This window comes from Arthrobacter gandavensis (assembly GCF_039528575.1).
GTDB classification, from domain to species: Bacteria; Actinomycetota; Actinomycetes; order Actinomycetales; family Micrococcaceae; genus Arthrobacter_B; species Arthrobacter_B citreus_B.
In genome coordinates this window covers 770,836-786,041 of sequence record NZ_BAAALV010000002.1, presented here as the reverse complement: position 1 = coordinate 786,041, position 15,206 = coordinate 770,836, and the positions used below count along the sequence as shown (strand labels likewise).

The 15,206-nt window shown below is 65.9% G+C and carries 12 protein-coding genes and 1 tRNA gene; 11 read left to right on the top strand and 2 right to left on the bottom strand.

What is annotated here, in order from left to right:
• The first annotated feature begins 10 nt into the window (after positions 1–10).
• From ABFX29_RS06915 to ABFX29_RS06890, 6 genes are all read left to right on the top strand, one after another.
• Positions 11–2,236 carry a transglycosylase domain-containing protein gene (locus ABFX29_RS06915; protein WP_152226052.1) on the top strand — a complete coding sequence of 742 codons (2,226 nt, stop codon included), beginning with the start codon at positions 11–13 and terminating at the stop codon, positions 2,234–2,236.
• Positions 2,233–3,195 carry a metallophosphoesterase gene (locus ABFX29_RS06910; protein WP_152226050.1) on the top strand — a complete coding sequence of 321 codons (963 nt, stop codon included), beginning with the start codon at positions 2,233–2,235 and terminating at the stop codon, positions 3,193–3,195. Before ABFX29_RS06915 ends, ABFX29_RS06910 begins: the two co-directional genes overlap by 4 nt.
• Positions 3,196–3,344: 149 nt before the next feature.
• Positions 3,345–5,159, top strand: coding sequence for an ABC transporter ATP-binding protein (locus ABFX29_RS06905; RefSeq protein WP_152226048.1), 1,815 nt, complete (start codon positions 3,345–3,347; stop codon positions 5,157–5,159).
• Positions 5,160–5,191: 32 nt separating this feature from the next.
• The gene (locus ABFX29_RS06900) at positions 5,192–7,021 is read left to right on the top strand and encodes an ABC transporter ATP-binding protein (protein ID WP_152227258.1); all 1,830 of its coding nucleotides are present in this window, start codon (positions 5,192–5,194) and stop codon (positions 7,019–7,021) included.
• Positions 7,022–7,126: 105 nt separating this feature from the next.
• A tRNA-Pro gene (locus tag ABFX29_RS06895) sits at positions 7,127–7,203 on the top strand.
• A 106-nt stretch (positions 7,204–7,309) separates the two neighbouring features.
• Entirely contained in the window at positions 7,310–7,948 is a 639-nt protein-coding gene (locus ABFX29_RS06890) for a dihydrofolate reductase family protein (RefSeq protein ID WP_152226046.1), read from the top strand.
• 70 nt (positions 7,949–8,018) lie between these two features.
• Here the strand turns inward: ABFX29_RS06890 and ABFX29_RS06885 are convergent, their stop codons facing one another.
• Together ABFX29_RS06885 and purD are read right to left on the bottom strand one after the other, a co-directional pair.
• A complete protein-coding gene (locus tag ABFX29_RS06885) occupies positions 8,019–8,912 on the bottom strand; it encodes a phosphoribosylaminoimidazolesuccinocarboxamide synthase (RefSeq protein ID WP_152226045.1) in 894 nt (297 codons plus the stop codon).
• The gene (gene purD / locus ABFX29_RS06880; protein ID WP_152226042.1) at positions 8,909–10,219 is read right to left on the bottom strand and encodes a phosphoribosylamine--glycine ligase; all 1,311 of its coding nucleotides are present in this window, start codon (positions 10,217–10,219) and stop codon (positions 8,909–8,911) included. The genes ABFX29_RS06885 and purD overlap by 4 nt, the downstream gene beginning before the upstream one ends.
• A 378-nt stretch (positions 10,220–10,597) precedes the next feature.
• On the opposite strand from purD, the gene ABFX29_RS06875 reads away from it, so the two are divergent.
• Genes ABFX29_RS06875 through purM form a run of 5 tightly spaced genes read left to right on the top strand, consistent with a single transcriptional unit; the run spans position 10,598 to position 15,048 of the window.
• A complete protein-coding gene (locus ABFX29_RS06875; protein ID WP_152226040.1) occupies positions 10,598–11,602 on the top strand; it encodes an asparaginase in 1,005 nt (334 codons plus the stop codon).
• 2 nt (positions 11,603–11,604) lie between these two features.
• Positions 11,605–11,985, top strand: a complete 381-nt coding sequence (locus ABFX29_RS06870; RefSeq protein WP_152226038.1) for a sterol carrier family protein — start codon at positions 11,605–11,607, stop codon at positions 11,983–11,985.
• 25 nt (positions 11,986–12,010) lie between these two features.
• Entirely contained in the window at positions 12,011–12,331 is a 321-nt protein-coding gene (locus ABFX29_RS06865; protein WP_152226036.1) for a polysulfide reductase NrfD, read from the top strand.
• 51 nt (positions 12,332–12,382) lie between these two features.
• Positions 12,383–13,936 (top strand): amidophosphoribosyltransferase, encoded by a 1,554-nt coding sequence (gene purF / locus ABFX29_RS06860; protein WP_152226034.1) that lies wholly within the window; start codon positions 12,383–12,385, stop codon positions 13,934–13,936.
• Positions 13,933–15,048, top strand: coding sequence for a phosphoribosylformylglycinamidine cyclo-ligase (purM, locus tag ABFX29_RS06855; protein ID WP_152226032.1), 1,116 nt, complete (start codon positions 13,933–13,935; stop codon positions 15,046–15,048). Before purF ends, purM begins: the two co-directional genes overlap by 4 nt.
• Positions 15,049–15,206: the final 158 nt, after the last annotated feature.

Below are 15,206 nucleotides of genomic sequence, written 5' to 3'. Positions count from 1 at the left end.
ACTGATCCGCATGGCAGCTCGCAAATCTCCTTTTTTTGACACGGCTACCACTCTGGGCAAGATTGTCGCCTTCTTTGGGGTAAGCACTTTATGCGGTGTCCTTGCCGCCGGGCTGCTGGTACCGGCCGCGGCTGCCGCCGGCACTGCGGCCTCCGGATCCATCCAGTTCTTCGACCAGCTGCCCTCTGAGCTGCAGCGCGGGGCGCTGGCTGAACCCTCCCGGATTTACGCCAACGACGGATCACTGATCGCCACCCTGTATGAGGAGAACCGTCAGCCGATCACGCTGGACCAGGTGTCCCCGCACATGATCGATGCGATGCTGGCCATCGAGGACGACCGTTACTACGAACACGGCGGCGTGGACCTGCAGGGCATTTTCAGCGCCATCGTTTCCAACGTCACCTCCGACCGCACCCGCGGCGCCTCCACCATCACGCAGCAGTACGTGAACAACGTGATCATCGACACCAACCTGCAGGAAGGCGGGGAGGTTGTCTTCAGCGGGCAGAAGACCGTCGGTGACAAGCTGCGCGAAATCAAGCTAGCCATCGCCGTGGAGAAGGAACTGAGCAAGGACGAGATCCTGGAGGGTTACTTCAATATTGTTCCCTTCAGCGGAACAACCTTCGGCGTGCAGGCCGCCTCGAAGTACTTCTTCAACGTCGATGCCAAGGACCTGAGCATTGCACAGGCTGCCCTGCTGGCCGGCGTCGTCAACGGGCCCACCTTCTACAGCCCGGAACTGAACCCGGACCGTTCCCTGGCCCGCCGGAACCTCGTGCTGGACGCGATGCTGGACAAGGGCAGGATCACCCAGGAAGAACACGATGCCGCGGTTGCCACCGGGCTGGAGCTGAACCTGACTCCGGTCCTCAACGGCTGTGTCGGTGCCGAGCAGGCGCCCTACTTCTGTGACTACGTGAAGCAGCTGGTGCTCAACGACGAGCGCTACGGTGCCACCTACGAGGACCGCACCAAGCTGCTGTACCGCGGCGGACTCAGCATCACCACCACGCTGAACCCCACGCTGCAGAACGCTGCCCAGGCAGCGATCAACGAGACCGCCAATCCGGACACCACGGATGCGGAGATCGGCCACTCCATGGTCAGCGTCGAGCCGGGCACCGGCAAGATCCTGGTGATGGCCCAGAACACCCGGTACACCCCGGAACTGGCAGCCGGAAACTCCGTGCAGAACTTCAACGTGGACGCGTATCAGGATGGCGATCCCAACAAGCTCCTGAACGGCCTGGGCGGATTCCAGCCCGGTTCTACCTACAAGCCGTTTACCGTTGCGGCCTGGCTGGATTCCGGCAAGACCCTCAACGCCCAGCTGAACGGCAATAAGCGGACCTACCCGGCTGGCCACACCTGGAACGCCAGCTGCCTGCCCGGCGGCCGGTACGCCATCCTGGATCCGTGGACCCCGATTAACTACGGAGACACGAACTACCGCAATACAACCGTGCTGGAAGGCCTGGCCCAGTCCCTGAACACCATCACGCTGGCTTCGGCCAACGAGCTGGACCTCTGCAAATTCCAGCAGATGGCCTTCGCCGCAGGCGTGCACAACGGCAAGAGCGCATCCGGCGAACGCGAAATGCTGGCCGTGAACCCGCCGTCGACCTTCGGCGGCGGCGGCGACGCTTCGCCGCTGTCCATGGCAACTGGCTTCGCGACCTTCGCAGCTGAAGGCCTGATGTGCGAACCCCGTGCCCTGGTGTCGGTGAAGGGCAGCGACGGCACGGAATACCCGGTTCCCGAACAAGACTGTGAACAGGTAATGCGCAAGGAAGTGGCCCAGGGCGTCAACGTGGCCACCCAGCGTGTGATGACCAACGGCTCCGGTATCAACCTGCAGGTGGGCGTGCCCACCGCCGGCAAGACCGGTACCAATGACTACCGTTCCCAGACCTGGTTCATGGGCTACAGCACCGGGCTCTCCACTGCTTCCTGGATTGGAAACTGGAAAGCCAATAACACCACCATGTCCGAGAAGCTCATTGGCGGCCGGTACTACCCGGAAATCGACGGCTCCCTGATTGCCGGCCCGTCGTGGAAGAACTTCATCCAGCGGGTTCCGGGCCAGTACGGCGCCAATCCGTTCACCGCCCCGCCGGCGAACATCGTTGGCCAGCCTCCGGCTCCCCGGCCGAGCCCCAGCGCCAGCCCTTCTGAGTCCGCGAACCCGGGCAACAACGGCAACGGCAACAACCAGAACAACGACGACTGACCTTGGCGACCAGTAATCCGGTAGCCCCGGTCCTTCGATCCGCCGCGTGGACCGCCGGCAGCCTCGCGGCTGCCGGCACCGCAGCCTTTGCCTACGGTTCCCTCATTGAACGGAACCTCTTCGGCATCCGCACCGAGACAGTGGCAGTGCTGCCTGCGGGCAGCAAGCCGATGCGGGTGCTCCACCTTTCGGATATCCACTACGTTCCCGGCCAGGACCGCAAGACCCGCTGGCTGCAGTCCCTTGCGGACCTGGAACCGGACTTCGTGGTCAACACCGGAGACAACCTCAGCCATCAGCAGGCAGTGCCGCCGCTGCTGGAAGCACTCAAGCCCCTGATGCGGTTTCCCGGCGTGTTCGTTCCCGGTTCCAATGACTACTACGCTCCGGTCCTCAAGAACCCGTTCACATACTTCACCTCCCCGTCCAGGCTGCGGAAGAACCCGGCCAAACTGCCCTGGGCAGAGATGTTCACGGCCTTCGGCAGCGCCGGCTGGATCGACCTGACCAACCGGAACCAGTCCGTGGTCCTGAACGGACTGCGCCTGGATTTCTCCGGCGTTGACGATCCCCACCTGAAGCGGGACCGCTATGCCGGATTCCCCGCCGGAAGCTCGACGTCGGCCGCGGCCCGGCACCTGCGCGTCGGCGTCGCGCATGCCCCGTACCAGCGGGTGCTGGACTACTTCACCGACGGTGGTGCGCAGCTGATCCTGGCCGGGCACACCCACGGCGGGCAGGTCTGCATTCCGGGCTACGGCGCACTGGTGAGCAACTGCGACCTGCCTACCTGGCGGGCCAAGGGCCTAACAGACTGGGAACACAACGGCCGCACCGTGCCGCTGAATGTCTCGGCCGGCATCGGCACGTCCCGGTTCGCCCCGGTGAGGTTCGCCTGCCGGCCGGAAGCTGTCCTCATCACCCTTACTCCCGCTGAGAGGCCAGTTACGGCTCCTTAGAGCGCCGAAACGAGCCGTAAGTGGCCTCTCTCGGCGGGGAGGGGCGAAACCGGCACGCGGCGTCGTAACCACGCCCGGGGTGGCCTAGGATTGAGCGGTATCCGGCCCGCACCTCCTAGGCGCGGACCTCTCGATCTCGAAGAGGATTCATGCCCCGGCAGACATCATTGTGGCAATCCCTGGGGCGCCTGTACCCGCACATCAAGCCGATCCTTCCCCGCCTGTTCCTCGGTTTCCTCTCGGCCATTGGAGCCAGCGTCGTTGCGCTGGCCATCCCCCAGGTACTGCGCGTCCTGGTGAACTCCTACCTCTCCCCCGGCGGTGCGGTAACGGCGCTGTGGTGGGCTACCGGAATCGTCCTGGTGCTGGGGACTCTGGAAGCGGTGTTCATGGCGCTGCGGCGGCAGTTCGCCGTCGCGCCGTCCACAATCGTTGAAACCAGCCTGCGCACTTCCTTCTACCGGCACCTGCAGGACCTTTCCGTGGCGTTCCACGACCGCTGGGGATCCGGACAGCTGCTCTCCCGGGCCATGAGTGACCTGAACCTGATCCGGCGCTGGATGGCATTCGGCGCCCTCATGCTGATCGTCACGGCACTCACGGTTCTCATTGGCGTCACCATCATGTTCTTCACCGCCTGGCAGCTGGCGATTGTGTTCCTGCTCGCCGCTGTGCCGATCGTCGTTTACGGCTTCAGGTTCCGCCGCTTTTACGGCCGGGTATCAAGGAAGAGCCAGGACCAGGCCGGGGACCTGGCCACCACCGTCGAGGAATCGGTGCACGGGATCCGCGTCCTGAAGGCTTTCGGCCGCAGTTCCGAGGCACTGGACGCGTTCGAGGAGCAGGCCGAGGGCCTGCGCCAGACAGAGGTCTACAAGGCGAACTCGCTGGCAAAGTTTTCCCTGGTGGTGACGCTGCTGCCCGAGGCCGCACTGGCGGTGTCCCTGGTCCTGGGCATCCTGCTGGTCAATGACGGCCAGGTCAGCATCGGTGCGCTGGTGGCGTTCTTCGCAACCGCCGCCGTCGTCGCAGGTCCGGTGGAGTCCATGGGCCCGCTGCTGTCCATGACGCTCACAGCCGCCACCGCGATCGACCGGCACTTCGAGGTCATGGACGCCAAACGCACCATTACCGACCCGGAACACCCGGCACGGCCGGAAACCGTCCACGGCCAGCTCTCCTTTGAAGATGTGCACTTCGCCTACCCGGATGCTTCGCCGGAACGCCGGGACGTGCTCGACGGCGTGAGCCTGGACCTGCGCGCGGGTGAAACCATGGCGCTGGTCGGCATCACCGGCAGCGGCAAATCCACGCTCCTGCAGCTGGTTCCCCGGCTCTACGACGTGACGGCAGGCAGCATCCGGATCGACGGCGTCGATGTGCGGGACTTCCCGCTGCAGGAGCTGCGCCGCATCGTCTCCGTGGCCTTCGAGGACACCACCCTCTTCTCCAGTTCGGTCCGGGACAATGTGCTGCTCGGCGCAGAGCCAGCCAGCGGAGCCGAGGCAGAGAAGGTGCTCAGTGAAGCCCTGGAAGTGGCGCAGGCCCAGTTCGTCTACTCGCTGCCGGACGGCGTGGACACCCTGATCGGTGAGGAAGGGCTCAGCCTCTCCGGCGGGCAGCGCCAGCGTGTGGCCCTGGCCCGCGCGATTGCCGCGCGGCCCACGGTGCTGATCATGGATGACCCGCTCTCCGCACTGGATGTGCGCACGGAGGAACTGGTGGAGCACCGGCTCCGCGAAGTCCTCGCTGACACCACCACCCTGGTCGTGGCCCACCGCCCCTCCACAGTCTCCCTTGCCGACCGGGTAGCCCTGATGCAGGACGGCAGGATTGCCGCCGTCGGCACCCACGCCGAGCTGCTGGCCGGAAATGAGCACTACCGCCACGTGATCGCCAGCCTGCCGGCAGCCCCGCAGGACCTGGACAGCGGACTTGAAAATGAAAGCGAGGTTCTCCGGTGAACCGGTTTAGCATTCGCCGGGCCGGTGCACCCCTGCCGGAGCCCGGAAAGCCGGACAACGCCGGTGTTGGCACGGCAGGCGAGGACAACCTGAACCTGGACCGTGAGCAGAACCGTGCGGTCCGGCGTCGTTCCCTCTCCCTGCTCGCTTCCCTTGTACGCCCCAACCGGGGCAGGTTCATCTTCACCATCGCACTTGTGGTGTTCTCCCAGGCCGCGCGCGTCGCCGGGCCCGCAATCATCGCCTTCGGCATTGACCATGCACTGCCTGCCCTGCAGGAGGGCAGCTCCCTGCCGCTGCTGGCGGCCGGGTCCACCTACCTGCTCGCCGCAGTCCTCGCGGCGGGGCTGACGGCGGGCTATGTCCGGTCCACGGCGCAGCTCAGCCAGGCGATGCTGCTAGACCTGCGGCTGCGGGTTTTCCGGCACACCCAGCGGCTCAGCCTTGAATTCCACGAGCGCTACACCTCGGGCCGGATCATCTCGCGGCAGACCTCGGATCTGGAGGCACTGCGCGAACTGCTGGACTCCGGCATCAGTTCCCTGGCCTCGGGAGCCATGTACATGGTGTTCGTAGCCATCAGCATCTTCGCCCTGGACTGGCGCACCGGAGTGCTGCTCTGCGTAGCGTTCGTACCGATGTTCCTGCTGACCCGCTGGTACCAGAAGCGTTCCCAGACGGCGTACCGGGCCTCCCGTGTGACCTCCGCGAAGCTGATCGTGCATTTCGTGGAAACGATGACCGGGATCCGTGCCGTGAAAGCGTTCCGCCGCGAAACCGTCAACGCCGAGAAGAATGACGAACTGGCCGAGGATTACCGCCGGGCCACGCTGAGGTCCATTAACCTCAACGGCGTCTTCCAGCCCGGCCTGATCTTCATCGGCAATGCGACTGTGGCCGTGGTGCTGCTGGTGGGCGGCTACCGCGTGCTCGACGGCGGCCTGGAAGTGGGTGCGCTGCTGGCGCTGCTCCTGTACGCCAAGCGGTTCTTCCAGCCGGTGGACCAGATGGCCATGTTCTACAACTCGTTCCAGTCCGCCTCGGCGGCCCTGGAAAAGGTGTCCGGCCTCCTGGAAGAAGTGCCGACTGTCCGCCCGCCCAGGCAACCGGTGGAACTCAAGGATGCCGCGGGAGACATAAAGTTCGACGGCGTGGAGTTCCGTTATGGTGGCGGCCCGCTGGTTCTTCCCCGCCTGGACCTGCACATTCCCGCCGGGCAGACCGTTGCCCTGGTGGGACAGACCGGCGCCGGCAAGTCCACCCTGGCCAAGCTGATCGCCCGCTTCTACGACCCGTCTGACGGTGCAGTGCTGCTGGACGGAGTGGATCTTCGGGATCTCACGCAGCGGGACCTGCGCCGAGCCGTCGTCATGGTGACCCAGGAAGCGTTCCTGTTCAGCGGCTCCGTGGCGGAGAACATTGCCCTCGGCAAGCCGGGCGCGAGCCGGGCGGAGATCGAAGCGGCAGCCCGCGCCGTGGGTGCCCACGATTTCATCGAGTCCCTGCCCGAGGCCTACGAGACCGATGTGAACAAGCGCGGAGGACGGGTCTCCGCAGGGCAGCGCCAGCTGATCAGCTTCGCCCGTGCGTTCCTTGCCGACCCGGCTGTGCTGATCCTGGATGAGGCGACCTCCTCCCTGGATGTTCCCAGCGAGCGGCTGGTGCAGCAGGGACTGAAGACCCTGCTGGGCAACCGGACCGCGCTGATCATTGCCCACCGGCTGTCCACGGTTGAAATTGCAGACCGCGTGCTGGTGATGGCCGACGGTGAGGTGGTGGAGGACGGCACTCCCGCCGAGCTCACCAGCGGCACCGGACGCTTCGCGGCGCTCAATGCCGCGTGGCAGGACTCGCTGGTGTAACGCTCTTGCCCGCTGCGGAGGGCTGATTTCGCGCTCCCGCAGGTTGTCGAGTACACTTGTAAAGTTGCTTCGCCGGGAGGGAAACCTCCGGTCAGGCAGTGGTTACGGGGTGTGGCGCAGCTTGGTAGCGCGCGTCGTTCGGGACGACGAGGTCGCAGGTTCAAATCCTGTCACCCCGACCAAAAACAGAAAAGGACCCATCATTTTTGATGGGTCCTTTTTGCTGTGTCTTTGCTGTGCCCGGGAGTATGCTCTGGAACATCCCACACCAAGACACCAGGAGTTCCCATGGTTGTCCGCGTTGACGTGAATATTTCCCTTGACGGCTACGCCACCACCACGGACCAGACCCCCGAGAGCCCGTTCGGGGAAGACTGGGCGCGGCTGGTTGCACCGTACACAGCCACCCGCACCTTCCAGGAACGCGTCCTGCACCAGAGCGGCACAGGCACCACCGGAGTTGATGACAACTACGCCGCCGCCTACTTTGAGGGCATCGGCGCAGAAATCATGGGCGCCGGCATGTTCGGGCTGCACAACTTCCCGGATGATCCCGGGTGGAAGGGCTGGTGGGGCGACCAGACACCGTTCCAGTACCCGGTCTTTATCCTCACCCACGACGCCCGTGAGCCCATCGACATGCCGGACGGAACCCGGTTCGAGTTCCTCTCCGCCTCACCGCAGGCTGCCCTGGACCGGGCGGTCGACGCCGCTGCCGGCCAGGACGTGCGGATCGGCGGCGGGCCTACAGTCGTGAAAGCGTTCCTCGAGGCGGGCCTGGTGGACCGGATCCACGTGGGCATTACTCCGATCCTGCTGGGCCGGGGCATCAACCTGTGGGAGGGCCTGCGCGGCCTGGAGGACGGCTATGAGGCCAGCGCGGAAGCAGCCGACGACGGCGTCACGCACCTGACGTTCTCGCGCTAACTCCACGCGCCATACGCGGAAAACACTGCAGGCCCCGGGAAAACCCGGAGCCTGCAGGGAACAGCGGAACCTAGACGAACGTCTTCCCGGTCAGCCGCTCGTACGCCTCCACGTACCGGGCGCGGGTGCGCTCAATGACGTCCGCGGGCAGGGCCGGCGGAGGGGTGTCAGCTGCCTTGTCCCAGCCGGACTCGGCCGAGGTCAGCCAGTCACGTACGTACTGCTTGTCAAAGGAGGGCTGGGCTTTGCCCGGCTCGTACAGGGAGGCATCCCAGAACCGTGACGAGTCAGGGGTCAGCACCTCATCACCCAGGGTTACCAGACCGGTGGCCGGTTCCAGGCCGAACTCCACCTTGGTGTCCGCCAGGATGATTCCGCGGTCCCGGGCAATGGCCTCGGCGGTGGTGTAGATCTCCAGGGTCAGTTCCCGGATCTGCGCGGCCGTTTCGGCACCTACCGCCGCCACCACGGCGTCGTAATTAATGTTTTCGTCATGCTCGCCCACCTCTGCCTTGGCCGAGGGGGTGAAGATCGCCGGCTCGATCCTCGAGCCGTCAACGAGCCCCGCAGGCAGCGGAACATCGCACACGGTCTGCGACTGCCGGTACTCAGCCAGGCCGGAACCGGTGAGGTAGCCGCGGGCAATGGCTTCCACGGGGTACATCTCCAGCTTCTTGCAGATCATGGCCCGGCCAGCCACTTCGGCCGGCACTCCCTCGTCGGCGGAAAGAACATGGTTCGGAACGTTGCCCAGCTGGTCGAACCACCACAGGCTCAGCTGCGTCAGGATGCGGCCCTTGTCCGGGATGACGCTGGAGAGCACATGGTCGTAGGCACTGATCCGGTCGCTGGCCACAACCAGTACCCGGTCCTGCGCGGCGTCCGGACCGGCGGGTACGTACAGGTCCCGTACCTTGCCGGAATAGATGTGTGTCCAACCATTAAGCTGCGGTGCGGTGCTCATGCCAGGTCCTCATCAATGTCAGCGCCCGCGCTGCCGGCCGGCACCACGATGTCGCCGCGCTCGGCTTTCAGTGCGATGTCGCGGCGGTGCTGGGAGCCCTCGAGTTCGATGGCGTCCACGCCCTGGTAGGCGAGTTCCCTTGCCTGTGCCAGGTTCTCCCCCAGCGCGACGACGGCCAGGACACGCCCGCCCGCGCTCACGATTTCGTCCGCTTCGATGGCAGTGCCGGCATGCAGGACGTGCACGCCCTCGATCGCCTCGGCTTCCACGAGTCCCAGGATCGGGTCCCCGGTGCGCGGAGCATCCGGGTAGTTTTCGGACGCGACGACGACGGCGACTGCCGTGCGCGCATCCCACTTCAGCTGTTCCATGGCATCCAGTTCGCCCTTGGCGGCAGCCAGCAGCAGTCCGCCGAGCGGGGTCTTCAGCCGGGCCAGCACGGCCTGGGTTTCCGGATCGCCGAAGCGGGCGTTGAACTCGATGACCCGCAGTCCGCGCGAGGTCAGCGCCAGGCCGCAGTACAGCACGCCGACGAAGGGCGTGCCGCGGGAGGCCATCTCATCCACGGTGGGCTGCGCCACCCGGGCAATGACGTCGTCCACGAGGTTGGCCGGTGCCCACTCCAGCGGGGAGTAGGCACCCATGCCGCCGGTGTTGGGACCTTCGTCGTTGTCGAAGATGCGCTTGAAGTCCTGGGCCGGTGCCAGCGGCACGACGTGCCGGCCGTCGGAGAGGACAAAGAGGGAGACCTCGGGGCCGTCAAGGAACTCTTCAATGACTACGGTTCCACCGGCGTCGAAGCAGGCCTGCGCGTGGGTGAGGGCTTCGTCCCGGTCCGAGGTGACAACCACTCCCTTGCCGGCGGCCAGGCCGTCGTCCTTGACCACGTAGGGCGCGCCGAAGGTGTCCAGCGCATCGGCGGCTTCCTCCGCGGTCGCAGCGACCCGGGCCATTGCCGTGGGCACGTTCGCCTCAGCCATGACCTGCTTCGCGAAAGCCTTCGAGGCCTCCAGCTGGGCTGCAGCCCGGGACGGGCCGAACACCGGAATGCCGGCCTCCATCAGGGCATCCGAAACTCCGGCCGCCAGCGGCGCCTCCGGACCCACGACGACGAGGTCGGAGCCCAGCTCACGGGCAAGAGCCGTCACGGCCTCCGGATCGCTGGCGTTGATGAAATGGACTGGCACTACCTGCGCGATACCCGCGTTGCCGGGAGCCGCATGGACTTCCGAAACGTAGGGGTCGGCCAGCAGGGCCCGGACAATGGCATGTTCGCGGCCGCCGGGGCCAACAACGAGAACCTTCACAAGAGTTCAGACTACTGGCTGTGATGCACGCCCCGAAAGCCGCCGCGGCTCCGTGACGCAGCCCGCTGGGCGTGGATTTCGCGCCGGCCCGTTGCCCGGCGGGCTCCGCCGCCGGATAGTAAGACACGGCGGTGCTTTGGCCCGCCGGTCCGGGCAGCGGGGCAGGCTGCCTCGATGGCGGTGCTGGGGCGGTCATCGCTCCCCTGCTTCGCTGCCCGTTCCGCCAGCTTCCCTGGACCTTCGCCGGAGCACCCCCTCACTCCGCGGTGCCGAACAAAGTCCTGCCGGCCACCCTCCGGCTGCGGCCCCTGCGACGAGCGCTCCGCGCGCCGCGGGGGAAGTCGCGGACAGAAGTGCGGACTTCCGTAGACTGGCAGTATGTCTGCCACCTTTGCTGCCTCTGACGCCGTTGAACTTGCTGTCCTGGAGCGCAACGGCTTCATTGAATCCCGCCATGTGGGTTCCGCCGTCGTGCTTGCCGGTGACGGGTCGGTGGTGACCGCACTCGGTGACATCACCACCCCGGTCTTCCCGCGTTCGTCCCTGAAGCCGTTCCAGGCTGTGGCCGCTATGCAGGCCGGTGTACCGCTGCGCGGGCCGCAGGTTGCCCTCGCCGCTGCCAGCCACATCGGAGCGAAGGAACACACCGATGTGGTCCGCGGAATGCTTGAGGCCGCCGGCGTCACGGAAGACGACCTGCAGTGCCCGGTGGACTGGCCGCAGGATGAGACGGCACGGACCGAACTGATCCGCTCCGGCAAGGGCAAGCAGCGCATTGCCTTCAACTGCTCAGGCAAGCACGCGGCCTTCCTGTGGGCCTGCACCGAAAACGGCTGGGACACCCGCACCTACCTGGACCCTTCCCACCCGCTGCAGCAGGGCATCGCCCGGGTTTTCGAGGATTTCTGCGAGGAGAAACCCGCGCACTGGGCGGTTGACGGCTGCGGTGCTCCGCTGGCCGCGGTATCCCTGACCGGGCTGGCACGCGGGATCGGCAAACTGGCCAAGGCTCCGGCGGACAAGCACGGCGACGCACGCGCGGCCACCGTGGCAACCGCAATGCTGGACTACCCCTGGGCCGTCCACGGCGTTGGCAAGGAAAACACCGTGGTCATGGAGGACCTGGGCATCATCGCCAAGAGCGGCGCCGAAGGCGTACTGGTGCTGGGCACTGACACAGGGGTTTCCGTGGCCCTGAAAATGCTCGACGGCAACGGCCGCGCCGCCACCCTGGTGGGCCTGACCCTGCTCGCCGCCAGCGGTGCCATCGACCCGGAGGGCGTCTTCAAGGTCCTGGCCAAAACCGTTCCGCCGGTACTCGGCGGCGGCGAACCCGTGGGCAGCCTGCGGCTCGCGGCTCCGGTCACCGCGCTGCTGGACTAGCCATGGCACGGCGCAGGATTTCTTCGGCAGACGGCATGGCTGCGCTGGCCGCGGCGGCGGCAGGCCCGGCCGGCCGGAACACCACGGCGACGGCGGTTCGCTATGCCCTGGAGGAACTCGCTGAGCGGGTACCGGGCAATTCGGTGGAAGTGCGGGTGCCGCCCTTCGGCGTCACCCAGTGCATTCCCGGCCCCCGTCATACCCGGGGCACTCCCCCGAATGTCGTAGAGACCGACGCCGCCACCTGGCTGGGGCTGGTGACCGGGACCTTGGCGTGGGCTGACGCGGTGGCTGCCGGAAAGGTCTCTGCGTCCGGGCTGCGTGCGGATTTGTCCGAGTGCCTGCCGCTGTTTCCGCGGCTTGCCGGCGGCGGGGCAGCTTAATCTCTACTGCCGGTAGAATTTGGGCATGACTTCCGAGCAGCACAGCCCCGAACGCCGCGAGATCACCATCCGCCGCGCTCCCCGCTTTGTACCCTTTATGGCGCTGGGCGTGGTCGCTGCCTTTATTGCCGCGCTGATCATGGCCTACACCGGAGACGAGAATCCGCAGTACACCCGCGAAGCCGTATTGGGATTCTTTACCGTGATGTTCGCCCTCCCGGGGGTTGCCCTGGGCTCCATCGCCGCGCTGGTCCTGGACCGGATCAGCCTCCGCCGTTCCGAGCATGCAGTGGTTGAGGCCGCCGACGACGAGCCCAATAGCACAGGCACTTCTCCCACCGCGTAACGCTCTGTCCCGGAGCCGTTGGAAACCGGCGGGCGTGAGAGAATGACTTCCATGGCACGCGGTGACGGAATGCTTTCCCACGATCTCATGCCCGGCGAAAAAGGACCGCAGGATGCCTGCGGAGTCTTCGGCGTCTGGGCCCCCGGCGAAGAGGTAGCGAAGCTTACCTATTACGGTCTTTATGCGCTGCAGCACCGCGGACAGGAATCCGCGGGCATCGCCACGAGCGATGGCAGCCGGATCAGCGTTTACAAGGACATGGGACTGGTTTCCCAGGTTTTCGACGAAACCACCCTGAACACTCTCCTGGGCCACATTGCCATTGGGCACTGCCGGTACTCCACAACCGGTGCCTCGCACTGGGCCAACGCGCAGCCCACCCTTGGTGCAACCGCTGCCGGCACGGTGGCCCTGGCCCACAACGGCAACCTGACCAACTCCGCCGAACTCTACGAAATGATCCTGGCCCGCCAGGGCCGCCCCCGCTCAGGTGAAATCGCCCAAGGCAACACCTCGGACACCGCCCTTGTCACCGCACTGCTGAACGGCAGCGACGGCCGGACCTTGGAAGAAACCGCACTGGAACTGCTGCCCAAGCTGCGCGGCGCGTTCTCCTTCGTCTTTATGGACGAAGGCACCCTGTACGCGGCCCGGGACACCTACGGCGTCCGTCCCCTGGTTCTGGGCCGGCTGAACCGCGGCTGGGTTGTGGCCTCCGAAGGCTCCGCCCTTGCCACCGTCGGCGCTAGCTTCATCCGGGAGATCAAGCCCGGCGAGTTCATCGCCATTGACGAAAACGGCATCCGTTCCCAGATGTTCGGTGAGCCGACGCCGGCCGGCTGCGTCTTCGAATACGTCTACCTTGCGCGCCCGGATGCTTCCATCAACGGGCGCTCGGTCTACGAATCCCGGGTGGAGATGGGCCGCCAGCTGGCCCGCGAAAACAGCGTCGAAGCAGACATCGTCATCCCGGTCCCCGAATCCGGCACACCCGCCGCCGTTGGCTACGCCGAGCAGTCCGGCATTCCCTTCGCGCACGGGTTCGTCAAGAACTCGTATGTGGGGCGCACCTTCATCCAGCCGAGCCAGACCCTGCGCCAGCTCGGCATCAAGCTGAAGCTCAACGCCCTTGAATCCGTCATCCGCGGCAAGCGCGTGGTGGTTGTGGACGACTCGATCGTCCGCGGCAACACCCAGCGTGCGATCGTACGCATGCTGCGGGAAGTCGGTGCCAAGGAAGTCCACGTCAAGATCTCCTCGCCGCCCGTCCAGTGGCCCTGCTTCTACGGCATCGACTTCGCCTCCCGCGCCGAGCTCATTGCCAACGGCGCCAAGGTGGAGGAAATCTGCACGTCGATCGGCGCCGATTCCCTTGCCTACATCTCCGAAGACGGAATGATCGGTGCCACCCAGCAGCCGCGCGAGAAGCTCTGCACAGCCTGCTTCACCGGCCAGTACCCCATCGAGCTGCCCCCGGCAGACCGGCTGGGCAAGAACCTGCTGGAAAACCCGTCCGACGCGGACGGCTCCAACGGCTGTGATCCGGGACCGGACAGTGAGTTCGAGACCCTCCTGACCCCAACAGACAAGAAAGAATCGGTATGAGCGCGAGCGAAAACGCCATCACCTATGCCTCCGCAGGGGTGGACGTCGAGGCCGGTGACCGGGCCGTCGAACTGATGAAGGCAGCGGTCAAGGCAACCCACAACGACTCGGTCCTTGGCGGGGTGGGCGGATTCGCCGGGCTCTACGACGTTTCCCGGCTGCTGACCTACAAGAAGCCGCTGCTGGCAACCTCCACCGACGGCGTCGGAACCAAGGTCGCCATTGCCCAGGCACTGGATATCCACCACACCATCGGGTTCGACCTGGTGGGCATGGTGGTGGATGACATCGTCGTCGTAGGCGCAGAGCCGCTGTTCATGACCGACTACATCGCCTGCGGCAAGGTAGTGCCCGAGCGCATAGCGGACATTGTCCGCGGCATCGCGGCCGCCTGTGAAGTTGCCGGCACCGCGTTGGTGGGCGGCGAAACCGCTGAGCATCCCGGCCTGCTGGGCGTGGACGAGTACGACGTCGCCGGTGCCGCCACCGGCGTCGTGGAAGCCGCGGACCTGCTGGGTCCGGAGCGTGTGCGGGAGGGCGACGTCGTTATTGGCATGGCGTCCTCCGGTATCCACTCCAACGGCTACTCCCTGGTGCGCCGCGTCATCAACCACGCCGGCTGGCAGCTTGAACGCCAAATCGCCGAACTGGGACGAACCCTCGGCGAAGAGCTGCTGGAGCCGACCCGTGTCTACGCTGCCGACTGCCTGGACCTGGCCCGCTACGCGCCCGCCGGAGTGCACGGTTTCAGCCATGTGACCGGCGGCGGCCTCGCCGCCAACCTGGCCCGGGTGCTGCCCAAGGGCCTGGAAGCCACCGTGGACCGCTCAACCTGGGAACTGCCGCCGGTCTTCAAGCTGGTCAGCGAACTCGGCAACGTGCCGCTGCCGGACCTGGAGCGCACCTTGAACCTCGGCGTCGGAATGGTGGCAATTGTCGACGCCGCCGGTGCGGACGCTGCCCTGGCGCGCCTCGGCGAACGCGGCGTTCCGGCCTGGACCATGGGAACCGTCGGAGCTGTCACGGATTCCGAGGCCGGCGATCCCAACTACGTGCAGGGCGCCAAGGGTGTCGACGGCGGTGCCGTCCGCCTGGTGGGCAGCTACGCCTAGTTTTCCCGGACGCTTTGCCTCCGGCCCCTCATCCACATAACAGAAACTGCCCGTATCAGCCTTGATACGGGCAGTTTCTGTTATCTCGATGGAGGGGAACGGGGGCGGGGCCGTGTCGGGAACCGCGGATTGGGCACCCTGGATGAAGAAATACTGCC